The organism is Streptomyces sp. NPDC031132, from assembly GCF_055570595.1.
The window spans coordinates 51,891-77,186 of sequence record NZ_JBVIGX010000016.1; the positions used below are offsets into that span (position 1 = coordinate 51,891).

The 25,296-nt window shown below is 74.7% G+C and carries 11 protein-coding genes; 10 read left to right on the forward strand and 1 reads right to left on the reverse strand.

Annotation, left to right across the window (positions count from 1 at the left end; translation table 11 throughout):
• Positions 1–145: 145 nt before the first annotated feature.
• Positions 146–553 carry a hypothetical protein gene (locus ACZ49B_RS23605; RefSeq protein WP_468309122.1) on the forward strand — a complete coding sequence of 136 codons (408 nt, stop codon included), beginning with the start codon at positions 146–148 and terminating at the stop codon, positions 551–553.
• A gap of 100 nt (positions 554–653) precedes the next feature.
• On the opposite strand, the gene ACZ49B_RS23610 is transcribed toward ACZ49B_RS23605, so the two are convergent.
• Positions 654–857 (reverse strand): MbtH family protein, encoded by a 204-nt coding sequence (locus tag ACZ49B_RS23610; protein WP_468309125.1) that lies wholly within the window; start codon positions 855–857, stop codon positions 654–656.
• 226 nt (positions 858–1,083) lie between these two features.
• Here ACZ49B_RS23610 and ACZ49B_RS23615 point away from each other — a divergent pair, with 226 nt between their 5' ends.
• The 9 genes from ACZ49B_RS23615 (at position 1,084) to ACZ49B_RS23655 (ending at position 25,291) form a co-directional block, all read left to right on the forward strand.
• The gene (locus tag ACZ49B_RS23615) at positions 1,084–3,465 is read left to right on the forward strand and encodes a lantibiotic dehydratase (RefSeq protein ID WP_468309128.1); all 2,382 of its coding nucleotides are present in this window, start codon (positions 1,084–1,086) and stop codon (positions 3,463–3,465) included.
• On the forward strand, positions 3,465–4,970 hold the full coding sequence (locus tag ACZ49B_RS23620) for an amino acid adenylation domain-containing protein (protein ID WP_468309131.1): 1,506 nt from the start codon (positions 3,465–3,467) through the stop codon (positions 4,968–4,970). Before ACZ49B_RS23615 ends, ACZ49B_RS23620 begins: the two co-directional genes overlap by 1 nt.
• A complete protein-coding gene (locus ACZ49B_RS23625) occupies positions 4,967–6,091 on the forward strand; it encodes a threonine ammonia-lyase (protein ID WP_468309133.1) in 1,125 nt (374 codons plus the stop codon). Before ACZ49B_RS23620 ends, ACZ49B_RS23625 begins: the two co-directional genes overlap by 4 nt.
• The gene (locus tag ACZ49B_RS23630) at positions 6,088–6,369 is read left to right on the forward strand and encodes an acyl carrier protein (RefSeq protein WP_468309136.1); all 282 of its coding nucleotides are present in this window, start codon (positions 6,088–6,090) and stop codon (positions 6,367–6,369) included. Before ACZ49B_RS23625 ends, ACZ49B_RS23630 begins: the two co-directional genes overlap by 4 nt.
• Positions 6,370–6,379: 10 nt before the next feature.
• A complete protein-coding gene (locus tag ACZ49B_RS23635; RefSeq protein ID WP_468309138.1) occupies positions 6,380–8,689 on the forward strand; it encodes a lantibiotic dehydratase in 2,310 nt (769 codons plus the stop codon).
• A gap of 189 nt (positions 8,690–8,878) precedes the next feature.
• Entirely contained in the window at positions 8,879–15,244 is a 6,366-nt protein-coding gene (locus ACZ49B_RS23640) for an amino acid adenylation domain-containing protein (RefSeq protein ID WP_468309141.1), read from the forward strand.
• 51 nt (positions 15,245–15,295) lie between these two features.
• On the forward strand, positions 15,296–22,630 hold the full coding sequence (locus ACZ49B_RS23645; protein WP_468309143.1) for an amino acid adenylation domain-containing protein: 7,335 nt from the start codon (positions 15,296–15,298) through the stop codon (positions 22,628–22,630).
• Positions 22,627–24,018 (forward strand): cytochrome P450, encoded by a 1,392-nt coding sequence (locus ACZ49B_RS23650; protein ID WP_468309146.1) that lies wholly within the window; start codon positions 22,627–22,629, stop codon positions 24,016–24,018. The genes ACZ49B_RS23645 and ACZ49B_RS23650 overlap by 4 nt, the downstream gene beginning before the upstream one ends.
• Before the next feature lie 22 nt (positions 24,019–24,040).
• Entirely contained in the window at positions 24,041–25,291 is a 1,251-nt protein-coding gene (locus tag ACZ49B_RS23655) for an MFS transporter (RefSeq protein ID WP_468309148.1), read from the forward strand.
• Positions 25,292–25,296: the final 5 nt, after the last annotated feature.

The following is a 25,296-nucleotide window of genomic DNA, read 5'->3' on the forward strand; positions in this document are numbered from 1 at the left end:
GCGCCCTGCGGGCATGTCCTGCCGGCGCGTCAGACTTGCCCTCACATGCGCTGCGCCGTGACCGTCAAGGAGGTCCCGGCGAGTGGAAACAGCCGGCTGAAGTGGGGATGCTCAGTGAGGTGTCGAGCGGATACGCGGCGGCTGGATGGTCGTGCTTCCGCTGGCCCCGCTGCTGCCGGTCGCGCTGCCCGTGCCCCTGCAGTACCTGATCATCGTGGGCACGCAGCTCGTCTACGTGCCGGGGGTGCTGCCCTGCCAGGATTCCCGTGACACCGCGGACGTCCTGCACGCGCTCGCCGACCGGGCCCTGCCTGCCGCGCACCGGGCCCGGATCGCACGGGCGGTCGCAGGACTCGACGCCAGGCCGGTGGTGGAAGCCCTGGTGCATGCCGCGGCCGACGAAGAGCCGGAAGTCGCCGAAGCCGCGCTGGAGACGCTCTGCACCATATGGCAGCGCAACGGCGTCGTCGACGAGGACCTGCTGCTGAAGATGCACCCGCAGGCCCAGGATCGGGTCCGCGCCCTGGACCTCAAGGTCCGCAGTCCTCGCTGAGGACTGCGGGGGGACCGGTCGGCGGGGCTCGGTCCCCCCGCGCCTCAGCCTCGCCGACCGGCGTTCAGGCCCCCGTTCAAGCCCCCGTTCAAGCCCCCGTTCAGGCCGTCGCCATCCTGCGGCGCAGGCTCGCCGGGCGCATGTCCGTCCACACCGTGCCGATGTGGTCCAGGCATTCCTGCCGGGTGCCCGTCGTCCCCTCGGCGTGCCAGCCCGCCGGCAGCTCGCGGTCCGCACGCCAGATGGAGTACTGCTCCTCGTCGTTGCGCACGACCCGGTAGCCGCTCTCGTCGGTGTCACTCATGGCTTCGGTCCTCCCGGAGTTCTTCGGTCTCGACGGGTCACAGCGTGACGCCGGGGCCCGGGCCGCCATAGGGACAAACGCGCAGAAGGACCGGCGGTCGGTGCTGCCGCTCCTTCCCTGGTGGCGCCGGCCTGCGCGGCGGCAGTGTTCGGGGCAGCCAGGGTGGCGTCCGAGAGGTACAGCGCCGCCGGCCACGCCACCCCATCAGGCTGGAAGGAGCTCCGCCATGTCGGACACCCCAGAGACCGTGCACCTGCCCACCGGCGGGTGGCGGTTGTGGGAGCACTTCGCACTCCGCGGTCCGGGCTTCCCGGCCGAGGGGGTCCTGCGCATGGCTCCGCCCGGACTCGCCCTCGCCGCGGACAAGTTCGGGCCGGGCGACACCCTCGCCGGCCCGGACTGGGAGGCGTTCACGGGGGCCTTCGACACCGGCGCCGTCCGCACCGCCGAGCTGCTCCAGGACATCGCGGCCTCGCCGCGCTTCCGGGCCGCCGTGGCCTGGCAGAACCCGGCCGTGCTGCGCACCGGCATCGCGCCGTTCCTGAACTGGACGCCGACCGCGGCGAGTCGTACCAGCATGCCCCGCCAGCGCGAGGAACTGGTCGCCCACTACTGGCAGCGGTTCTGCGTCAAGAACGACACCATCGGGTTCTTCGGCCCGGTCGGCTGGGGCCGCTGGGATCTCGCCACCGACGGGGTGCAGGTCGACCCCGGCTCCGGCGGGTTCCTCGCCGACTCGCGGGTCTACTTCGCCAGTTGGGCCATCGACGCCCTGGCCAAGTCGCTGAACGCGGACCCCGCGCTGCGGGCCTGGATACCTCCGCGCCGGGTGTCCTTCGTACGGGCCGAGGGCCTGTCCGTGCATCTGCCGGGCCGGCCTCCGCAGCCCGTCGGCGAGACTGCCCGGGCCGTACTGGACCTGTGCGACGGGACCCGGCCGGTGGCCGCGATCGCGGAGGCGCTGGGGGTCCCGGTGGCGGAGGCGACCGAGACCGTGCAGTGGCTGCTGGCCAAGCGGTGGGTGCACTGGCGCCTCGACGTGCCGACGGGGACCTACCCGGAGCGGGAGCTGCGGGCCGTCCTGGAGCGGATCGGCGATCCGGCGCTGCGGGAGCCGGCCCTGGAGAAGCTGGCCGTCCTGGAGCGCGGGCGGGACGCCGTCCAGGCGGCCGGTCTGGACGCCGAGGCGCTGACCTCGGCGATCGGCGCCCTGGAGACCGATTTCGCGGCGCTGACCGCCACCGACGCCCAGCGTTCCAAGGGCGAGCGGACCGCGCCCTGCCGGGGGCTCGTGTACTCGGACGCCCGGCGCGCGGCGACGGCGACCCTCGGCACCGCCCTGCTGGACGAGCTCACCCCGCTCGCCCAGTGCCTGACGGCGGCGCGCTGGCTGACCAACCGGTTCGCCGAGCGGGTCGGGGCACGGCTCCGCGAGGTGTACGAGAGGCTGCGGGCGGCCGGCCCGGTGGACCTGGGGTCGATGTGGCTGGGCTGTCTGCCCTCGCCGTACCCGGAGGCGGGCCGGGACCTCGACGCCGTCCAGGCGGAGCTGCGCGCGAAATGGGCGCGGATCCTGGCCGTGCCCGAGGGGGCGCGCCGGGTACGGGTGTCCTCGGCGGACATCGCCGAGCAGGTGCGGGCGGAGTTCGAGGAGCCCGGCGCGGGCTGGTCGCTGGCCCGCTACTTCAGCCCGGACGTGCTGCTGCTGGCCGAGAACGCGGACGCCGTGGCCCGCGGCGACTTCGAGATGGTGCTGGGCGAGATGCACAGCGCGCTCAACACGATGGGCGCCTCCCTCTTCGTCCACCAGCACCCCGACCGCGACGAGCTCATCGCGGAGACCACCCGCGACTTCCCCGGGCCGCGGCTGCTGCCGATGCTGCCCAAGGAGCTGCCGCTGAAGTGGTCGACGCGCAGCAGGCCGTCGCTGGACCGGCCGCAGGACTACTACGTCTCGCTGGTCGACGACACCGGCGACCCGCACCGCCCGCGCACGGTCCTGTGCGCCGACGTCGCGGTGGAGGACCGGGACGGCCGGCTGACGGCGGTCCTGCCCGACGGCGCCGCGTTCGACCTGCTCGACGTGTACGCGAACACCCTGACCCAGCGCGTCATGGACCGGTTCACGCTGCGCCCGGAGGGCGACCACACGCCGCGGATCAGCATCGACAAGATGGTGGTGGCGCGCGAGACCTGGGCCTTCCCGGCTTCCGAACTCACCTTCGCCGACGAGAAGTCCGAGGCCAGGCGGTACGTACGGGCCCGGCACTGGCGCGAGGAACACGACCTGCCGCGCTTCGTGTTCGTGGTCTCGCCGGCCGAACCCCGACCGTTCTACGTTGACTTCGACAGCCCGGTGTACCTGACCATCCTCGCGAAGGCCGCCCGCAGGCTGGCCCGCAAGGACCCCGGGGCCAAGCTGAAGATCAGCGAGATGCTGCCGACCCCGGAGCAGGCCTGGCTGACCGACGACCAGGGCGACACGTTCACCTCGGAGCTGCGCTTCGTCGCCGTCGACCAGACGGTCGTCGAGCAGGCCGGCGCCGAGCAGACCGCTCTCGACCGGACCGCCACCGACGTCTCGCAGCCCGCGGACGGGAGCGCGTGATGCGGACCTTCGTCGACGACATCGCCGCGCACGCCGCCCTCGCCCCTGACCGGGTCGCCGTCACCACCCCCGCCGGCGAGGTGACGTACGCGGAGCTCACCGCCCGCATCGACGCCCTCGCGGCGGTGCTGCGGGCCCGCGGCGCCCGGCCGGAGACGGTGTGCGCGGTGGCCGTGGAGCGCGGCGTGGACGCCGTGGTGGCACCGGCGGCCGTGGTGCGCTGCGGCGCGGCGTTCCTGGGCCTGGACCCGGAGCAGCCGCCGGCCCGGCTGGCGGCGCTGGCCCGCAGCGGCGGCGCGGAGCTGCTGGTGACCACCTCGGCGCTGGCGGGCGGGCTCGACCTGCCGGTTCCGGGGCCGCCCGTCCTGCTGGACCGGCCCGGGAGTACGGCCGGTGCGGACGGGGGGCCGGGCGGGCCGCTCGGCGGGCGCTCGCTCGCCTACGTCAGCCACACCTCAGGGAGCACCGGGGAGCCCAGCGCCGTCCTGGTCGAGCACCGCGGCCTGGACTCGTACCTGCGCTTCATCGCCCGCGACTACGGGCTGGGGCCCGACACCGTGGCCCTCCAGCTCGCCCCGCTCGGCTACGACGCCTCCCTGCGGGACACCTTCGCCCCGCTGCTGGCGGGCGGACGGCTGGTGGTGGTGCCGCGCTCGGCGCTGCTGCGGCCCGAGGAGTTCGGCGCCGTGGTGCGGGAGCACGGGGTGAGCGCGGTGCTGAGCACGACGCCGTCGTTCCTGTCGTTCCTGGCCGGGCAGCCGAACGGGGCCCGGCTGCTCGCCGGGGTCCGCCTCGTGGTCTCCAGCGGCGAGTCGCTGCGGCCGTTCCTGGCGGCCGGGGGGCGGCCGCTGGTGCGGGGCAGCCTGGTCAACCAGTACGGCCCGACCGAGTGCACGATGACCTCGACCCGCTACGCCGTGCCGGCCCGGCCGGACGTCCTGACCGACACCGTCGGCACCCCGATCGACGGGGTGGTCGTACGGCTCCTGGACGCCGGGATGGCACCGGTGCCCGACGGGGACGTCGGGGAGGTGTACATCGGCGGGGCGGGCGTGGCCCGCGGCTACCGTGGGCGGGCCGCCCGTACGGCCGAGTGCTTCGTACCGGACCCGTTCGGGCCGCCGGGTGCACGGCTGTACCGCACCGGCGACCTGGCCCGGACGGGTCCCGACGGGCTGGAGTACCTGGGGCGCGGCGACCGGCAGGTGAAGATCCGCGGGTACCGCGTCGACCCGGCCGAGGTCGAAGGGGCGCTGCTGTCCCACGCCGGGGTCACGGGGGCGGTCGTCACCAGCGAGACCGACGCGCAGGGGCGGGTGTTCCTCGTCGCCCACGTCACGGGGGACCTGGCGGGCACCACCGACGCCGCGCTGCGCGCGCGCCTGGCCGCCGGTCTGCCCCCGCACCTGATGCCGCGGCGGTTCGTACGGCTGGCGGAACTGCCCACCACCCGTGGCGGGAAGGCCGACCGCCGGGCCCTCTCGCAGACAGGAGGCCGGTCATGACCACCGCACCCGCGGCGCCCGCCGCACCCGTCATGGCCGCCGTGTCCGCCACGTCCGGCGGACCGGCCGGCGCCGTGCGCGGCCGGCTCGGCCCGCTCGGACCGCTCGGACCGGCCGACGTGGAGGCCGCCGCCGCACGGATCGCCAGCCATGTCCGGCGCACCCCGCTGCTGCCGGGGCTGCCCGCGCCCGACCGCCACCGGACGGGCCGGCGGCTGCTGCTGAAGGCCGAACACCTCCAGTACGGCGGGTCGTTCAAGCTGCGCGGCGCCGCCAACGCGGTCCTGGCGCTGGGGGCCCGGCGGATCGTCACCGGCTCCTCCGGCAACCACGGCATCGCGCTGGCCCGGCTGGCGGCCGGGCTCGGCGCCGAGGTGACCGTGGTGCTGGCCGGTGGCGCGCAGCCCGCGAAGATCGCCCTGATCCGGGCCCTCGGCGGACGGACGGTCAGCGTGCCCGGCGGCGTCGCCGAGCGCGACGCCCGGGCGCAGGCGCTGGCCGAGGAGACGGGGGCGGTCCTCGTGCCCTCCTCCGACCACGAGCTGGTGGTCGCCGGGCAGGGCACGGTCGGCCTGGAGATCCTCGCCGAGGCGCCCGACGCCGAGACCGTGTACGTGCCGACCGGCGGGGGCGGGCTGCTCGCGGGGGTCTGCCTCGCCGCGTACGGGCACCCGGTGCGGGTGGTGGGCGTCGAGCCCGCCGGCACCCCCCGCTACGCCCGGTCCCTGGCCGCGGGGCACCCCGTACGGCTGGCGCCCGGTGACACCGTCGCCGACGGGCTGCGCGGGCAGCAGCCGGGGGCGGTGCCTTATCCGGTCATCCGGGACCGGGTCGACGACCTGGTCACCGTGTCCGACGCGGAGATCCTCGCCGCGGCCGCGCTGCTGCGGCGGCGCGGGATCGAGGCCGAACCGTCCGGCGCCGTCGCCCTGGCCGGGGCGATACGGGCGGGACGCGGCACCGGCCGCTCCGTCGCCGTCGTCTCCGGTGGCAACACCACGGCGGCCCTGACGGCGGCGGCCACAGCTGCCACAGCATCCCGTACCGACCGACCTACGCACACGACTCGCACCACCCCCACCACTCACACCACCCGTACGCTCCTGGAGGAGATCTCATGACCGCGACCGTGGCCGAGACCCAGAACCTGACCGCGCAGCTGACCGGCGCCGCCCTGACCGAACTGGTCGTCTCGATCTACCGCGAGACCCTGGGGGTGGCCGACCTCGACGAGCAGAGCGACTTCTACGAATGGGGCGGCGATTCGCTGACCGCGTTCCGGATCACCGCACGGCTCGAGGAGGCACTGGGGGCGGAGGTCCCGGTGGCCCTGGTCTTCGCCTACCCCTCGCCCGCGGACCTCGCCGACGTGGTCCACGCCGACTTCGTCCAGGCATGAGGGGCCGGCCATGACCGATACCTACGTGCCCGGCGGCCGCTGGCGGCTCTGGGACCAGTTCGCCCTGCGCGGGGCGGGTTTTCCGGTCGGGGGCGTGCTGCGGCTGGCCCCGGACGGGCTGGCCGCGGCCGCCGACAAGTTCGAGCCCGGCGACGGCTCGACCGGCCCGGCCGCCCTGGCCGGTGAGCGGTGGGGTGAGTTCACGGCCCTGTTCGCCGACGCCCAGGTGGAGGTGGCGCACACGCTCCAGGAGATCGCCCGGACGCCCGCCTTCCGGGAGGCGGTGGCCTGGCAGAACCGCCCGGTCCTCGGCTCCGGGATCACGCCCTTCCTGAACTGGACGCCGACCGCGGCGGGCCGTACCAGCATGCCCCGCCAGCGCGAGGAACTGGTCGCCCACTACTGGCAGCGGTTCTGCGTCAAGAACGACACCATCGGGTTCTTCGGCCCCGTCGGCTGGGGCCGCTGGGACCTGTCCGCGCAGGGCGTCCGCGTCGACGCCGGCGCCCCCGGCACCGGCCTGATCGCCGGATCGGAGGTGTACTTCGCCAGCTGGGCGATCGACGCCCTGGCCGCGCGGATCGACAGCGACCCGGAGATGCGGGAGTGGGTGGCGCCCCGGCGCGTGCCGTTCGTCCGCCAGTCCGGGATGGACGTGACGGTGCCGGGCCGGCCGCGCCAGGCCCTCGGCGAGGAGGCGCGCGCCGTGCTCGCGCTGTGCGACGGCGTACGCCCCGCGCGGGAGATCCGTGCCGCGCTGCCGGACGTGGACGTGTCCGCGGTCCTGGCCGACCTGGTCGCCCGCCGGTGGGTGGTGTGGAAGCTCGAGGTGCCCGCCGACGCCCGCCCCGAGCGGCACCTGCGGGCCTGGCTGGACCGGGTCGGGGACGCGGAGCTGCGCGCACCCGGCCTGGCCGCCCTGGACGCCCTGGAGCGGGGCCGGGACCGGGTGGGCGAGGCGGACGGGCCCGAGGCCCTGGTGGCCGCGCTGACGGAGCTGGAGGGCGAGTTCGTCGCGCTGACCGAGACCGCCGCCGTACGCGAGAAGGCGGCCGGTACGGCGCCCTGCCGGGCCCTGGTGTACTCCGACTGCCGGCGGGCGGCGACCGCCACCCTCGGGCGGACCGTGCACGAGGCCCTCGCCCCGCTGGACCCGCTGCTGACCAGCGCCGGCTGGCTCACCGCCCGGCTCGCCGACGCGGTGATGGCCAGGGCGCGCGAGGTGTACCGCCGGCTCGCCGCGCAGGGACCGGTCGACCTGGCCGCGTTCTGGTTCGCCTGCATGCCGATCCTGCACGGCGCGGCCCGTACGGAGTCCGCCGATCTCCAGCAGGAGTTCCGCAGGCGCTGGGACGCCATCCTGTCGCCGCCCCCGGGGACCCGCCGGGTCAGGCTGCCGCTGGAGGTTGTCGCGGGGCCCGTTGCCGAGCAGTTCGGCGGCCCGGGCGGCGGCTGGACCGCCGCCCGCTACCTCAGCCCGGACATCATGATCGCCGCGTCCGGGGAACAGGCCGTGGCCCGCGGTGACTTCGAGCTGGTCCTCGGTGAACTGCACGTCGCGGCCAACACGTTGGGCGCCTCGCTGTTCGTCAACCAGCATCCGGACGCCGAGGAGCTGCTCCGGCTCACCGACCGGGACCATCCCGGTCCGCGGCTGATGCCGCTGCTGCCCAAGGAGCACCGCTCGCGGCTGTCGGCGCGGATCCGGCACTCCCTGGTCCGCCCCGAGGACTACTACGTCGCCCTCGTCGACTTCACCGCCGATCCGGGCCGGCCCCGCACCGTGCTCAGCGCCGACGTGACCGTTGCCGAACGGACGGACGGCGAGCTGGCGGTGGTGCTGCCCGACGGGTCCGAGTTCCCTGCGGTGGACGTGTTCTCGCACGTGCTGACCACCCTGGCGATGGACCTGTTCCAGATCCTGCCGGACGCGGCCGAGCACTCCCCCCGGGTCACGGTGGACCGCCTCGTCGTGGCCCGCGAGACCTGGCGGCTGCCGCCGTCGGACATGGACTTCGCCGAGGAGAAGGACGAGGCCCGCCGGTTCGTACGGGCCCGGCAGTGGCGGGAGCGGCGCGAACTGCCGCGGTTCGTGTTCGTCGTGCTGCCGACCGAGACCCGCCCGTTCTACGTGGACTTCGACAGCCCGGTGTACGTCAACATCCTGGCCAAGGCGGTCCGCAGGATGGCCCGCAAGGAGCCGGAGGGCCGGGCCGTGTTCACCGAGATGCTGCCGAGCCCCGAACAGGCCTGGCTGACCGACGACCGGGGCGAGGCGTACACCTCCGAGCTGCGCTTCGTGGCGGTGGACGAGGGCTGACCGGAGCAGGGCCACACGCACGAACGGAGCGACGCGTACCGGCGGCGCGCACGGCGGTTCAGCAGGCCGTGCGGGGCCGCCGTTGCGCGTTCTACCCCCCGGCGGCTGCGTGCGCGGCTGCGTCTTCTTCCCTACTGACGGATCTCCGCAGACAGCAGTGTTGAGGAAAACACCGCTTGGAGGCCCACAGTGAAGGTTGTCGCAGCGCACGGCGGAGCGGCGAGGCACGGCATCGAAGCCGGCGGCGTCGTACGTGACGGTGACGTCGTACGTGACGGTGACGGAGTGTCGTTCGCGCAGCGGAGGCTGTGGTTCCTCGACCAGCTCACCGGAGGCTCCGCCGAGTCCCTGCTCCCGTTGGCCCTGCGCATCCGCGGCGCCCTCGACGTCCCGGCCCTGGAGCGGTCGCTGGCGGGCATCGTGGACCGGCACGAGGTGCTGCGCACCCGGTTCACGGCCGTCGACGGCGAGCCCGTGCCCGTGGTGGACCCGGCGGGCCGCACCCGGCTGGCGCGGACGGAGGCCGGCAGCACCGAGGAGCTGTTCGACCGGGAGCTGGCGCGCCCGCTCGACCTGGCGAAGGAGCACCCGCTGCGGGCCACGCTCGCCCGCCTCGGGCCCGACGAGCACGTGCTGCTCCTGGTGGTCCACCACATCGCGGTGGACGGCTGGTCGTGGGACGTGCTGCTGCGCGAACTGGACGCCGGCTACCGGGGCGAGGCGGTGGACGCGCCCGCCCTCCAGTACACCGATGTGGCCCGCACCGAGGCCGAGCGGCTGGGCGGGCCGCGCATGGAGCGCCTGCTCGGGTACTGGCGCGAGCGGCTCGCCGGTGTCGCCCCGCTCGCGCTGCCCGCGGACCGGCCGCGGCCGGCGTTCTGGGACGGCTCCGGTGACGTGGTCCGCTTCGAGCTGCCGGCCGAGCTGGTCGCCGAGGTCGACCGAGTGGCACGCGAGCAGCGCGCGACCCGCTACATGCTGCTGCTCGCCGTGTACCAGGCCCTGCTGGGGCGCTACTCCGGCCGCTCCGACATCGCCGTCTGCACCACCCTGGCCGACCGCGGGCGCGCCGAAGTGGCGGGCCTCATCGGCCCGTTCGTCAACACGATCGTGCTGCGCACCGACCTGTCCGGCGATCCGACCTTCGCCGCCCTGCTGAGCCGGGTCCGGTCGGGGGCCCTGCGGGACTTCTCGCACTCCGAGGCCCCGTTCGACCGGGTGGTCGGCGAGGTGGTCACCGAGCGCGACCTGTCCCGCCACCCGCTCGCGCAGGCCTCCTTCACGCTGCTCAACACCGTCCCCTCGGCGGCCCGTCTGGACGATCTGGACGTCGACCTGGTGCGGACCCCGCTGACGGGCACGCCGCTGGACGTGTTCCTCGACCTGAGCCTGCGCGCCAACGGCGACATCGCGGCCCGGCTCCAGTACTCCACGGCCCTGTTCGACGAGAGCACGATGGTCCGCTTCACCGAGGGCTACGTTGAACTCCTGCGTGCGGTGACGGCCGCGCCGGGAACCCCGGTGGCCGAACTCGCCGGCCGGCTCGCGCCGTTGCCCGGCAAGGAGCGCCGCCGCCTGGTCGAGCTGGCGGGCTCGGGGCGCCCCGGGCCGGCCGCGGCGGCGCCGTTCACCGTGGCGGGCGCGCCCGACGCGGTGGCCCTGGTGTGCGGGGAGGAGAGCCTGCGCTACGGCGAACTGGACGCCCTCGGCGGCGGCCTGGCCACGGCACTGCGGGCGACCGGCGTCGGCCCGGGAACCCCGGTGGGCGTGTGCATGAAGCGCGGGATCCGGTCCGTGGCCGCGATGACCGCGATCTGGCGGGCCGGCGGGGTCTACGTACCCCTGGATCCCGCGCTCCCCGAGGAGCGGCTGCGGTTCATGGCCGAAGAGGCCGGGCTGCACTGCGTACTCACCGATGCCGCGACCGGCGAACTGGCCGCCGCGCTCGGCCCGCAGGTGCTCCGGGTGGAGGAGGCCGGGCCCGACGGTGCCGCCCCGCACCACACCCCCGATCCGCAGGACCTCGCGTACGTCATCTTCACCTCGGGCTCGACCGGCCGCCCGAAGGCCGTCGGCATCGAGCACGGCGCGATCGCCGCCCATGTGGACGCCGTCCGCGCGGAGTTCGGGATCACCGCCCGGGACCGGGTACTCGCCTTCTCGTCCTTCTCGTTCGACGCCTCGCTGGACCAGCTGCTGACCGCCCTCGGCTGCGGGGCCACCCTGGTGGTCCGGCCGGACGAGCAGTGGCTGCCCGCGCAGCTCCCCTCGGTGGTCGAGCGGCACGGGATCACCGTCCTGAACCTGCCGCCCACCTACTGGGCCGAGCTGGCCTTCTCGCTCACCGACCGCACCGCGGCCTCGCTGGCCCCGCTGCGCCTGCTGATCCTCGGCGGGGAGTCCGTCCCGGCCGCGGCACTGGCCGCCTGGCAGGCGCGGGCCCCGCACGTACGGGTGCTCAACGCGTACGGCCCGACCGAGACCACCGTCACCGCCACCACGCACGAGATCGGCTCGGCCGGGGACGCCGAACGGGTGCCGATCGGACGCCCGCTGGGCTCCCGCCGGACGTACGTGGTCGATGCGCACGACGAGCTCGTACCGGTCGGCGAGCCCGGCGAGCTGCTGATCGGCGGCCCGGAACTGGCCCGCGGCTACCTCGGCCAACCTGCCCTCACCGCCGAGAAGTTCGTCCCCGATCCGTACGGCGGTGACGGCGGGCGGCTCTACAGGACCGGCGACCTGGTCCGCCGACTGCCCTGCGGGCAGCTGGAGTTCCTCGGCCGCACCGACGACCAGGTCAAGATCCGCGGCTTCCGCATCGAACTCGGCGAGGTGGAGGCGGCCTTGGCGCAGTGCCCGGGCGTGGTGGCCGCCGCGGTGGCCGTCGGCGCGGACGCCCAGGGCGGCAAGAGCCTGACCGGCTACGTGGTGGCCGGTCCCGGCGGCCCGGTGGAGCCCGTCGTACTGCGGTCGTTCTGCGCCGGCCGGCTGCCGCACTACGCCGTGCCCGCGGACTTCGTCGAGCTCGAAGCGCTCCCCGTGAACGCCTCCGGCAAGCTCGACCGGGCCGCCCTGCCCGCCGCCCGCCCGGACGGGGAGCGGGCGGAGCGGGACCGGGCGGCCGCGGGCGGCCCCGCGTTCCTCGCGCCGCGCGACGCCACCGAGCAGGTGGTCGCCGCCATCTGGGCCGAGGTGCTGGGCGTGGACCGGGTCGGCATCGACGACGGGTTCTTCGACCTGGGCGGCCACTCCCTGCTCGCGACGATGGCCGTGTCCCGGATCGCGGAGCGGCTCGGCCGCGAGGTGGAGCTGCGCACCCTGTTCGAGAACCCCCGCATCCGCGAGTTCGGCCCGCTGGTGGCCGCCGCCCGGCAGGCGGGCGCCGCGACCGTCGTCCCCGTGGACCGCTCGGGGCCGCTGCCGCTGTCCTTCGCGCAGGAGCGGATGTGGTTCCTGGACCGCATGTCCGACGTCGGCGACGAGTACGTGCTGTGGTTCTCCTGGAGGATGCGCGGCGGGCTCGACCGGGACGCCTGGCAGGGCGCCCTCGACGAGGTGGTGGCCCGGCACGAGGCGTTGCGGACCGCCCTGGTCGAGGTGGACGGCCGCCCGGCGCAGCGGGTGGTCGACGGGGTCCGCGTACCGCTGGTGTGGCAGTCGGCCCCGCCCGGCGACGACGAGGCCGTACGGCTGGCCCGGCTCCGGGAGGTGGCCGTCCCGTACGCCACCCGCCGCTTCGACCTGGCCGGTCCGCCGCTGCTGCGGGCGGGGGTGTGGGAGCTGGACCCCGAGGACCACGTCGCCGTCATCGCCTTCCACCACGTGGCGACCGACGGCTGGTCCAAGGACGTGATCATCGGCGAGCTGGCGCAGGCGTACGCCGCCCGCGTGGCCGGGCGCCCGGCCGGACTGCCGCCCGTACCCGTCCAGTACGGGGACTTCGCGGTCTGGCAGCGCGACCGGATGGCCGGCGAGGTGCTCGAGCGGCAGCTGGCGTACTGGGAGCGGGCCCTGGCCGGTGTACCCGTACTGGAGCTGCCGACGGACCGGCCGCGTCCGGCGGGCTGGTCGGGGCGGGGCGGGGCCGTCGAGATCGACCTGCCGAAGGAGTTGGAGGCCGCCCTCGGCGAGCTGGCCCGCCGGCACGGGGTGACCCGGTTCACGGTGCTGCTGGCCGTGGTGCAGATCGTGCTGGGCCGCTGGTCCGGGCAGCAGGACGTGGCGGTGGGCACACCGGTCGCGGGCCGCGGCCAGGTGGAGCTGGAGCGGCTGGTGGGGCTGCTGGTGAACACGGTGGTGCTGCGCGGGGACCTGTCGGGCGCGCCCTCGTTCGCGGAGTTCCTGGGCCGGGTCCGGGAGTCGGTGCTCGGGGCCTTCGACCACCAGGAGGTGCCGTTCGAGCGGCTGGTGGAGCAGCTGCGGCCGGAGCGGGACCCGTCCCGCAACCCCTTGTTCCAGGTGATGTTCGACGTACAGGAGAGCGCCGCCGGCGGGCCGCGGGTCGAGGGCCTGGAGGTGGAGCACTTCGTCCTGCCGTGGGGTTCGGCCAAGTTCGACCTGACCGCCACCTTCCTGCTCTATCCGGACCGCTTCGCGCTGAACGTGGAGTATGCGAGCGATCTCTTCGACGCAGCCACGGTCACCCGGTTCGCCGGGCACGTGGGCCGGGTGCTGGAGTCGGTCGTCGCCGATCCGGAGCAGGCCGTCGGGCGGCTGGAGCTGCTGTCCGCCGCGGAGCACGCGGAGCTGGCCGGGGCCGCGGGCACCACGGCGGCCGCCCCGGCCACGCCGTTCAGGGTGGCGGGTGCGCCGGACGCGGTGGCGCTGCTCTGCGGGGACGAGAGCCTGACGTACGGCGAACTGGACGGCCTGACCGGCGGGCTGGCCCGCGCCCTCGCGGCCGCCGGCGTACGGCCGGGCACGCCGGTCGGCGTGTGCCTGCGGCGCGGCATCCGCTCCGTCGCCGCCATGGCCGCGATCTGGCGGGCCGGCGGGGTCTACGTACCGCTCGACCCCAGGCTGCCCGAGGACCGGCTGCGGTTCATGTGCGCCGAGGCGGGCGTGCACAGCGTCTTCAGCGACGCCTCGACCCACGCGCTGGCCGCCGGGCTCGGGCCGCGGACCGTCCCCGTCGACACCGTCGTGGCCGACCCGGACGCCCCGCACCACACCCCCGCTCCCGACGACCTCGCCTACGTCATCTTCACCTCGGGCTCCACCGGCCGCCCCAAGGCCGTCGGCGTCGAACACCACGCACTCGGCGCGCACACCGCCGCGGCCCGCGAGCTCTTCGGCATCACGGCGGAGGACCGCGTCCTCGCCTTCGCCTCCTTCTCCTTCGACGCCTCTCTGGAGCAGGTGCTGCCCGCCCTCGGCGCGGGAGCGTCGGTGGTGGTCCGGCCGGACGAGGTGTGGGCGGTGGAGGAGCTCGCCGAGGCCGTCCGCACCCGGGGCGTCACGGTCATGGAGGCCACCCCCGCCTACTGGGAGGAGATCGTCGCCCGCCTCGACACGGTCGCCGGGGACCTCAAGAGCCTGCGCCTGCTGGTCACCGGCGGCGAGTCACTGCCCTCGGCGCCGCTGGCCCGCTGGTTCGCGCACCTCCCCGACGTGCCCGTCGTCAACACGTACGGCCCGACCGAGTCGGTCATCTCGGCCACCGCGCACACGGTCACCGCACCGGTCGAGGGCCGGGTGGCGATCGGCAGGCCGCTGGGCTCGCGCCGGGCGTACGTCGTGGACGCCCTCGGACAGCTCGTCCCCGTCGGGGTGCCGGGCGAGCTGCTGATCGGCGGCCCGGAGCTGGCCCGCGGCTACCTCGGGCAGCCCGCCCTCACCGCCGAGAGGTTCGTACCCGACCCGTACGGCGCCGCCGGCGGCCGGCTGTACCGGACCGGCGACCTGGTCCGCCGACTGCCCTGCGGAGAGCTGGAGTTCCTCGGCCGCACCGACGACCAGGTCAAGATCCGCGGCTTCCGCATCGAACCGGCCGAGGTCGAAGCCGTCCTGGAACAGCACCCGGGCGTGCACGGCGCAGCCGTACAGGTCCGGGAACTGCGCGGGGAGCGCGCCCTCGTCGGCTACGCGGCCGGCCAGGGGCTCGACGCCGAGGCGCTGGCCGCCTGGTGCCGGACCCTGCTGCCCGGCTACATGGTGCCCGCGGCGTTCGTCCTGCTCGACGCCCTGCCCCGCACCGTGCAGGGCAAGACCGACACCGCCGCCCTGCCCGATCCGGTCCTGGCCGCGCCCGCCGCGTCCGTGGCACCGCGCACCCCGACCGAGGTCGTGACGGCCCAGATCTGGGCCGAGGTCCTGGGCCTGCCCGAGGTCGGGATCCGGGAGGACTTCTTCGCCCTCGGCGGCCACTCGCTGCGCGCCGTGGCGGCCGCGTCCCGCCTGCGCACCGCGTTCGACTGCCCGATCCAAGTACGCGACCTGTTCGACCACCCGACGGTCGAACTGCTCGCCGTGGAAGTGGAACGACAGCTCATCGACCAGATCTCCTCGATGAGCGACGACGAGATCGACCTGTCCCTGACCTCCGACTTCTGATCGCCGCAGCGATCCAGCCCCGATCCCAGCCTTGATTGGACGGCACTTCCGATGACCACTGCACAGGTCGAACCCTCCACCACCGCTTCCACGACGCCCGGCGGTCTCTCCCCCGCGGCCCGCCGGCTCCTCGAAATGCGCCTGCGCGGCAAGGCCGCCGCCGCGCCCGCCGGCATCCCCCGGCTCGACCCGCGCCCCGCGCAGGCCCCGCTGTCGGCCGCCCAGCAGCGGCTGTACTTCCTCGACCAGCTCGACCCCGGCGGCGTCGAGTACCTGATGCCCGCGGCCTGGCGGTTCACCGGCCCGCTGGACGCGGCCGCGCTGAGCGCCGCGATCGGGGACCTCGTCGCCCGCCACGAGCAGCTGCGGGTGGTGTTCACCCACGAGGAGGGCGTACCGGCCCAGCACGTGCTCGCCGCCTCCGACGCACCCGGCCTGGAGGTGGTCGACCTGCCCCCGGCGGTGCGCGACGGCGGCCCCGAGGCGATCGCCGAGGCCGTACGGGAGGTGGCGCTGCGCCCCTTCGACCTGGCCGCCGCGCCCCCGTTCCGGGCCACCCTGCTGCGGATCGCCGCCGAGGACCACGTCCTCGTCCTGGCCATGCACCACATCGTCTCGGACGGCTGGTCGCTGGACATCCTGACCGGCGACCTGAGCGCCTCCTACCGCGCCAGAGCCCAGGGCCGGCCCCCGCACCTCGTGGCACCACCGGTCGAGTACACCGACTACGCGCACTGGCAGCGCGGGGCCGACGAGAGCACGGAGCTCGGCTACTGGCGCACGGCCCTGTCCGGCCTGACCCCGCTCGAACTGCCCACCGACCACCCGCGACCGGCCGTACGCACCTCCGCCGGCGCCGTGCACGCGGTGGAGCTCCCCCAGCCGCTGACGGCGGCCCTCGCGGAGCTCGGCCGCCGGGCCGACACCACCTCGTACATGACCCTGATGGCGGCGTTCCAGGCGGCGCTGGCCTTCCACAGCGGCCAGGACGACATCGCGATCGGCACCGTCGTCGCCAACCGGGAGCGCCCGGAGATCGAGCAGCTGGTCGGGTTCTTCGTGAACACCCTGGTGATCCGCACCGACCTGTCGGGCGACCCGACCTCGGCGCAGCTCCTCGCCCGGACCCGGGAGAGCGTCCTGGGCGCCCTGTCCCACCAGGGCCTGCCCTTCGAGCGGGTCGTCGACGAGCTGAGCCCCGAGCGGGACCTCTCGCGCAACCCCCTGTTCCAGGTGCTGTTCTCGCACTCGGCCGCCGCGGAGCAGGGTGCGTACACCCTCGGCGGGGCGACGGGCACGGCCTTCCCCATCGACCTGACCACCGCGAAGTTCGACCTGACGCTGGACGTCAGCGAGGACGCGGACCGCATCCGGCTCCGGTTCGTCTACCGCCCCGACCTGTTCGACGCCGCATCCGTGGCCCGGCTGGCCGAGCACACCGTCGCGGTGCTGCGGGCGTTCGCCGAGGCCCCGGACGTCCCGCTCGGCATGGCCGACCTGCTCACCGCCGAGGAGCGGGCCGCGCTGCTCGGCCCCGACGGCCCGGCGAACCGCCCGCTCGCGGGCGCCGTACCCGAGCCGGCGCCGCGGCTCGCGCTGGAGCGGCTGACCGAGCGGATCCGGCTGGCCCCCACGGCCGTGGCCGTCTCCGGCGGCGGCCGCAGCCTGACGTACGCCGAACTCGACGCGGCGTCCCTGGCCCTGGCCCGGCGGCTGCGGGCCGCGGGCATCGGCCCGGAGTCCCTGGTGGGGGTCTGCCTGGGCCGCTCGGTCGACCTGGCCGTGGCGCTGCTCGGCGTATGGCGGGCGGGTGCGGCGTACCTGCCGCTGGACCCCGCCCACCCGCGGGCCCGGCGAGAGTTCACGGTCGGCGACGCCGGGGTGGAGTGGGTGGTCGCCGACGGCGTCGGCCGCGCCGCGGTGGAGGGGCTGCCGGTCGGCGTGATCCCCCTGGACGGTGCCGCCGACGAGGCCGCCGACGAGCTGCTCCCCGCCGCGCTCCCCGGACCGGAGACCCTCGCGTACGTCATCTACACCTCGGGATCGACCGGGCAGCCCAAGGGCGTCGAGATCACCCACGGCAACCTCGCCTGGCTGCTCGGCGCCGCCGACCGCCACTTCGACTTCGGCGCCGACGACGTGTGGACGCTCCTGCACTCCCCCGCGTTCGACTTCTCCGTCTGGGAGCTGTGGGCCCCGCTGACCTCCGGCGGCCGTGTGGTGGTGCTGACCGAGGACGAGGTACGCGACCCCGCCGCCGTGCACGCCGTCCTGCGCGACGAGCGCGTCACCGTGCTCAACCAGACCCCGGCCGCGTTCAAGGGGCTGCGGGCCCATCTGGCCCAGCAGGGGGAGGAGTTCGGTGCGCTCGCGCTGCGCACGGTGGTCTTCGGCGGTGACGCCTTCGACGCCCGCGACTACCGCGACTGGTTCGCCGTGCCCGAGGGCGAGCGGCCCGCGCTGGTGAACATGTACGGGATCACCGAGACCACCGTGCACGTCACCTACCGGCTGATCACCGAGGAGGACACGGTCTCACCCGTGTACTCGCCGATCGGCCGCCCCCTGGCCGGCCAGCACGGCTACGTCCTGGACCGGGCGGGCCGGCTGGTGCCGCACGGCACCGTCGGAGAGCTGTACGTGGCCGGCGGCGGTGTCGCCCGCGGCTACCGCAACCGCCCGGAGCTGTCCGCCGAGCGCTTCCCCCTCGACCCCTTCGGTCCGGCCGGGACCCGTATGTACCGCACCGGTGACCTGGTACGGGTGCTGCCCGACGGGCAGTTGGCGTACGCCGGCCGGGCCGACCACCAGGTGAAGATCCGCGGATTCCGCATCGAGCCCGGTGAGATCGAGACGGCGCTGCGCGCCCTGCCCGGCGTACGGGACGCCGCGGTGGTGGCCCGGCCCGACGCGCACGGCGGCGCCCGCCTGGTCGCCCACGTGGTGCTGACCGAGGGCCGGCCGCTGGATGCGCCGGACCTGCGCGACAGGCTGCGCCTCACACTGCCCGAGTACATGGTGCCGGCGCTGTTCGTCCGGCATCCGAAGCTGCCGATCACCGCCAACGGCAAGGTGGACCGCACGTCCCTGGTGGCGGTGGCCGCGGACGGGGCCGCCGCGCCCGCCGGGCACGTCCCGCCGGCCGGTGCGACGGAGGAGGCGCTGGCCCGCATCTGGTCGGACGTGCTGGGCGCCGAGCGGATCGGCCGTACGGCGAACTTCTTCGACCTGGGCGGCGACTCGATGCTGGCCCTGCGGGTGATCGGGCAGGCCCGCTCCGCCGGGCTGGGCCTGAGCGTCCCGGACCTGTTCCGGGCCCGCACCCTGGGCGATCTCGCGGCGCTGGCGACCGAGGCCGCCGACGGCGCCGGCCCCGCGCCCGTGGAGCCGTTCTCCCAGCTGGACGCGGCCGATGCGGCCCGGCTGCCGGAGGGGCTCGACGACGCGTACCCGCTGACCATGCTGCAGGCCGGGATGCTGCACGAGATGCTGGCCGATCCGGGCCGGGGCGCGTACCACAACGTCACCGACCTCAAGATCACCGTGCCGGAGGGCTTCGACCTCGGCGCCTTCCAGTCCGCCGTGGACGCCGTCGTACGCGGCCACAGCATCCTGCGGTCCTCCATCGACCTCGCCTCCTTCTCCGAGCCGCTCCAGCTGGTGCACCGCACCGCCGGACTCCCGGTCGGCTACAGCGATCTGCGCGGCCTTCCCCACGAGGAGCAGTGGGCCTCCGTACGGCGCTACGTCGACGCGGAGTTCGCCCGGCGCTTCGACCTGGCGGCCCCGCCCCTGGTCCGCATCCACCTGCACCGGCTCACCGACCAGGAGCTGCGGCTGACGCTCACCGACTGCCACGTGGTGCTCGACGGCTGGAGCCTGACCTCGCTCATCGCGGACCTGCTCGACCTGCACCGGCAGGCGGTGGCGCAGGGCCGTACCCCGCAGCTGCCGGCGGCGCCCCCGTACGCCGAATACGTGGCCCTGGAGCGGGCCGCGCTCGTCGACGAGGAGGGGCTCGAGTTCTGGCGCAAGACGCTCGGCGACCTGAGTCCGATCCGGTTCACCCGGCGCGGTACGGAGGCCTCCGACAGCGGCCAGTTCGTCCACGAGGTGCGCCGCTCCTACGCCGCCCTCGCCGAGCCGATCGGCCGGCTGGCCCGGCTGGCCGGGGTGCCCCGGCGTACCGTCCTGCTGACGGCGTTCCACCACACCATGAGCCTGTTCGCCGAACGCGACGGCGACGCCGAGGGCCACTCGGTCGGCCTGGTCACCAACGGCCGCCCCGAGGTGCCCGGCGCCGACCGGATGCGCGGGCTGTTCCTGAACACCGTGCCGTTCGGGGTACGGCGGCCGCGGGGCAGCTGGCTGGAGTACCTGAAGGCCGCGTTCGCCGCGGAGCAGGAGATGCTGCCGTACCGCAGGGTGCCGCTGGCCCGGATGGCGCAGCTGAGGCCCGGTGCGCCGAGCGTGGCGGACACCCTGTTCAACTACGTCAACTTCCACCGGCTGTCCGGGGACAGCTGGGACGACTCGCTGGAGATCGCCCGTACCGCCTTCCCGCTGATGCTCAACGCGAGCGTGGAGTCGCTGATCCTCGACGTCGACCCGGACTACCTGGCCCCCGCCACCGCCGAGCAGCTCGCCGACCTGATGTGCGAGGTGCTGAAGGCGATGACCGGGCGGCCCCAGGCGCCGGTCGCGGCGCCGGCGCTCGCCGGCGAGGCGCGCATGCGGGCGCTGGAGGAGTGGGGCCGCGGGCCCGAACTTCCGGGCACCTCGCTGATGTTCCACGAGTGCGTCGCCGAACACGCGGTGCTCACGCCCGGCGCGGTGGCCGTCCGGCAGGGCGAGCGGGAGGTCACGTACGCGGAACTGGACGACTCCGTACGGGAGTTGGCGGACCGGCTGCGGGCTCTCGGGGTCGGACCGGAGGTGCCCGTCGGCATCTGCCTCGACCGCGGAGCCGAGATGGTCCGGGCGGTGCTCGGGGTACTGCGGGCGGGCGGCGCGTTCCTGCCGCTGGAGTCGCAGCACCCGGCCGACCGGCTGAAGTTCATCGTCGAGGACAGCGGGATGGCGGTGCTGATCACCCAGTCCTCGCTGCTCGGGGTCGTGCCCTTCGACGGACCGACCCTCGTCGTGGACGATCCGGAGACCTGGGCCGCTCCCGTCGGCGCGCCGGTGCCCGCGCTGCCCGTCACCGCGGACAACGCCGCGTACGTCCTCTACACCTCCGGCTCCACCGGCACGCCCAAGGGCGTCACCATCCAGCACCGCAGCCTGACCAACATGCTGGAGGGGCAGCGCGATCTGTTCCCCGTGACCGCCGAGGACCGGGTGCTCCAGTTCGCCTCCCTCAGCTTCGACGTCTCCATCCTGGACCTGACGTGGGCACTGGCGAACGGCGCCCAGCTGTGCACCCCGCCCAGGGAGGCGCTGCGCGCGGGTGCCGACCTGGCGAACACGCTGCTCGAGTACGGGATCACCGTCGCGATGCTCGCGCCGAGCGCCCTGGCGGCCCTGGGCGAGGACCGCTTCCCGGCGCTGCGGATCCTCCAGGTGTGCGGCGAGGCCTGCCCGGCCGAACTCCCCCAGAAATGGGCGCGCGGACGGCGGTTCTACAACGTCTACGGGCTCACCGAGACGGCGGTGTGGTCCGTCTCCACCCTCCTCAAGCCGGACTGCAAGCGGCCGCCGATCGGCTGGCCGATGCGCAACACGCAGGTCTACGTGCTCGACGAGGACCTCCGGCCCGTTCCCGTCGGGGTGCAGGGCGAGGTCTACCTGGGCGGGTGCGCCATCGGCCGGGGCTATGTCAACCGTCCCGACCTGACCGCCGCCGCGTTCGTCCCCGACCCGTACGGCGCCCCCGGCAGCCGGCTGTGCCGCACCGGCGACATCGGCGTCCAGCTGCCCGACGGAGCCGTGGAGGTCCTCGGCCGCCGCGACAGCCAGGTGAAGCTGCGCGGGTTCCGCATCGAGCTCGGCGAGATCGAGCACGGGCTGCGGGAACTGCCCGAGGTACGGCAGGCGGTGGTCCTGCTGCGGCGCGACCTGCCGGAGCCGGCCCTGGTGGCGTACGTGGTGCCCGAGGAGGGCGTGGAGCCCGTCGTCGAGCCCTTCCGCCGGGCGCTGCGGGCCAAGGTGCCCGCGTACATGGTCCCCGCGCGGTTCGTGTTCCTCGACGCGATGCCGGTCAACAGCAGCGGCAAGATCGACAAGAAGGCCCTGCCGCTGCCCTCGGCCGACCGCCTGCACAGCGCCACCGCCTACGTCGCGCCGGGGACGCCGGCCGAGGTGGTGCTGGCCGAGGTGTGGCGCACGGTCCTCGGCATCTCCCAGGTCGGCGTCCACGACGACTTCTTCGCCCTCGGCGGGAGTTCGCTCTCCACCGTCCGGGTCGCCGCGCAGGCCGCCGCCCGCGGCTTGAGCGTCTCCGTACGGGACCTGCTCGAGCTGCCGACGATCGCGCAGCTCGCGGCCCGCGCCACGGAGGCGGCGGCGCAGGCGGCCGGGGAGACGTCGGCCGTGGAGACGTCGGCCGGGGCGAAGGCCCGGGCCGTCACCTCGGAGGTCCGGCTGCGCGAGGGTGACGGCGCCCCCCTGTGGTGCGTGCACCCCAGCGGCGGCAGCGGCGCCTGGTACGTACCGCTCGCCCGGGCCCTCCCGCCCGGGCAGCCGGTCCGGGCCTTCCAGGCCCGGGGCCTGCTCGGCGGCGTGGACCCGACCACGATCGCCGGCATCGCGGCCAACTACGCCGCCGAGATGGCCGCCCACGGCGGGAACGGCCCGCACGACCTGCTCGGCTGGTCCATGGGCGCCAACATCGCCCTCGAGATGGCCACCCAGCTGCACGGGGCCGGTCACACCGTCGCACCGCTGACGCTCATCGAGCCGCACCTGCCCCACCCGGCGTCCCGCGAGCGCCTCGCCGCGGTCGGCCGGGACATGGAGCGGGGGCTCCGGATGCGCGACCGCGTCCGCACGCTGGCGCCGTCCGCGGAGCGGGAGGCGGCCGTGGCCGAGCTCACCGCCCTGCTGCTGGGCGCCGGCATGAGCCCCGGCGAAGCCTCCCTGGTGGAGCACGCCCCCATCGAGGTCTGGCACTCCCTGCTGACCGCCCTGTCCGACTACGTACTGCGCCCCTACCCCGGCCACGTCCACCTCCTGGTGGGCAGCGCGGCCGCGGAACTGCCCGACGGCGAACCGATGCCCGGTCTGGACGTGGACTTCCGGACCTACGTCGAGCGCTGGCGCGAGATCGCGCTCGGCGGGCTGACCGTCCACGTCACCGAAGGCGACCACATGTCCATGATGTCCGAACGGCTGATGCACAAGACCGCTGGTGTGCTCGGCCGGATCCAGTCGGAGGCACGCCGATGACCGTCCTGACCACGAACACGGCCCCGAACGCCACCCTGGGCGCGACCACGAGCGCGACCACGAGCACGGACCCGTCCGCCCTGGTGTGTCCGATCACCGGGAGGACCGCGCCGCCGGCCGCCCCGCCGGCTCCGGTGACCCGTACGAACCCGCCGGCCCCGCCCGTCCCGCCGGCCGCCTTCACCGAGCGGTACCTCCTCGACCCCGCCGTCAACGCGGACCCGTACGGGTACCTCAACTCCCTGCGCGACCACGACCCCGTGTACTGGTCCGCCATGCACCGGGCCTGGCTCGTCACCGGGCACGCCCAGCTGATGCACTGCCTGCGCGACCCCGCGGTCTCCGCCGAGCGGGTGCGCCCGCTGATGGACGCCGTGCCGGAGGGCGCCCGCGAGGACGCCGAGCGGGCCTTCGCGATCCTGTCCCGCTGGATGGTGTTCAACGACGCCCCGCAGCACCGGCGGCTGCGCCAGGTGTTCCAGGAGCAGTTCGCGGCCCGCTCGATCGGCCGCTACCGGGCCTTCGTCGAGCGCGCCACCCGCGCCATGCTCGCCCGCCGCGCCGTCCCCGGCCGGATCGGGGACCTGGTCGCCGACATCGCCCGCCCGCTGCCCGCCCTCGTCTTCGCCCGCTGGCTGGGCGTCCCCCAGGCGCACGGACCCTCCTTCTGGTACTGGAACGCCCGGGTCGGCGACCTCGTCCTGGGCGCGGCCCAGGAGGAGCGCGAGTACCGCACCTCGCTCCAGTCCCTGGTCAACCTGGACGACTACCTCGCCGACCTGGTCGCACAGCGTCGCGCCGACCCCAAGGACGACCTGATCAGCGCCGTGCTGGCGGGCGGCCAGATCGGGAAGTCGGTCAGCGAGGAGGAGTTCGTCGGGATGCTGACGCAGATGGCGTTCGCCGGCGGCGAGACCACCAGCAACCTCATCGTCAACGCCGTACTGGCCCTGCTGGAGCACCCCGAGCAGCTGGCGGCCGTACGGGAGGACCCGCATCTGGTGTCGATGGCGGTGGAGGAGGCCATGCGCTTCGACGGCCCGTCGAAGATGTCGATCCGCACGGCCGCCCGGGACTTCGACCTCGACGGGCGATCCGTCCGCGCGGAGGACCGGCTGTTCCTGGTGACGGCGGCGGCCAACCGGGACCCGGCGCGCTTCGCCGATCCGGACCTGTTCAGCGTCCGGCGCGGCAGCGCCTCGCACCTGGGGTTCGGCTTCGGCGCGCACTTCTGCATCGGGGCGGCGTTCGCCCGGCTGGTGGCCGGCGCGGTGGTCGACGTGCTCGTACGCGAGTACCCGGGCCTGGAGCTGCTCGACCGGCAGCAGCACACCTGGCAGCTCTCGCTCCTCAACCGCGCGCTGACGGCCCTGCCCGTCCGCTACTGACCACGGCGAAGGGATTCTGTTCATGGCTTCCACCCTGGTGGACGCGCGGTCCCGGCTGAGCGCCCCCGCCCGGCTGCCGTCGTTCCGCCTGTTGTGGCTGGGGCAGTCCCTGTCCCTGCTCGGCGACGGGTTCAGCTACATCGCCTTCTCCTGGATCACCCTCGGCCTCACGCAGTCCCCCCTGGCCCTCGGCTACGTACTCGCCTTCCAGGCGGTGCCGCGGGCCCTGCTCACCCTGGTCGGCGGCTCCCTCAGCGACAAATGGTCCTCGCGGACGCTGATGACGCTCTCCAGCTGGGCCAGGGCCGGCCTGATGGCCGGCGTGGGCCTGGCCGGACTGGCCGGGTCCCTGACGGTGTGGATGCTGTGCTGCGCCGCCGCGGGCTTCGGCGCGGTCGACGCGTTCTTCCAGCCCGCCCGGGCGTCGATCCTGCCGTCGGTGGTGGACAAGGAGCAGCTCGCCCCGGCCAACGCCCTGCTCGCGGTCGCCGCCAAGGTGTCGGCCGTGCTGGGCCCGGCCGTCGGCGGCATGGTGGTGGCCTTCTCCAATGCCCCGGTCGCCTTCCTGGTCGACGGGGTGTGCTTCGCCCTCTGCGGCCTGTGCGTCGCGAGGATCCGCCCGCTGCCCCGCCCCGGCGGGGACACGGCGGCGGACCCGGCCGAGGCCGCCCTCTCACTGGGCGCCCGGATCCGCGCCGGGCTGCGGTACGCGTTCGAGGATCCGCGGATCCGTACGATCCTGGCCGTCGACGCGGCGGTGACGTTCTGCCAGGCGGGCCCGTTCACCGTCGGCTTCGCCTCCCTGGCCAAGGTCGACCTGCACGGCGGCTCGACCACCCTCGGCCTGCTCAACGGCGCGCTGGCCGGCGGGGCGATGCTGGGCACCCTCGTCGGCGGCGCCGTGAGCAGCCGCCCCCGGATCGGCCTGCTGATCGCCGCGCTCGCGGGCTGGCTCGCCATCGGCACGGGGCTGCTCGGCCTGATCGGCAGTACGGCGGGTGCGCTCGTGACGGTCCTGGCGATGGGCTTCGGGATGGGGTTCCAGGGGGTCTTCGGCCTCAGCTGGATCCAGCGCACCATCGACGGCCCGGTGCTGAGCCGGGTGATCTCGGTGGACATGGTCATCGGCTACGCGGTGGCCCCGCTCTCCCTGATCGTCTGCGGAGCCATGGCGCAGTCGGGCACCGGCCCGATGTTCGCCCTCTCGGCGGCGGTCCTGGCGGTGACGGCGATCGGGATCCTCAGCTCCCGGAGGGTTCGCGAGATGCGCTGACCGGG